This is a genomic window from Vibrio sp. 1402 (assembly GCF_033340275.1).
Genome location: NZ_JAWOWE010000779.1, coordinates 1 through 504, shown reverse-complemented (window position 1 = coordinate 504; position 504 = coordinate 1). Strand labels below are relative to the sequence as shown.

The 504-nt window shown below is 50.0% G+C and carries 1 protein-coding gene; it reads left to right on the top strand.

What is annotated here, in order from left to right; translation table 11 throughout:
* Positions 1-504: potassium transporter TrkG (locus R7044_RS28450; RefSeq protein ID WP_318141762.1), on the top strand; the 504-nt coding region annotated here is incomplete at both ends.

Genomic DNA, 504 nt, shown 5'->3' with positions numbered 1-504 from the left:
GCGAACCGCGCATTATATTGCTGAGCTTTCTCGGAGTGTTATTGCCTTCTGCTGTTCTGCTTACGCTACCGGTTTTTTCGGTTTCTGGTCTGTCTATTACTGACGCGTTGTTTACCGCGACTTCAGCCATTAGTGTGACGGGATTGGGTGTGGTCGATACTGGCCAACATTTTACGCTCGCGGGTAAAATTCTTCTGATGTGCTTGATGCAGATCGGCGGCTTAGGGCAAATGACCTTATCTGCGGTGCTGCTCTATATGTTTGGGGTGCGCTTGAGTCTACGTCAGCAAGCGTTAGCCAAAGAAGCACTTGGCCAAGAAAGGCAAGTCAACCTGCGTCGTTTGGTGAAAAAGATCGTCACATTTGCGCTGGTGGCAGAGGCGATTGGTTTTGTCTTCCTCTCGTATCGTTGGGTGCCAGAAATGGGGTGGCAGACGGGCATGTTCTATGCGCTGTTTCATTCTATTTCGGCTTTCAACAATGCTGGCTTCGCTCTCTTCTCTG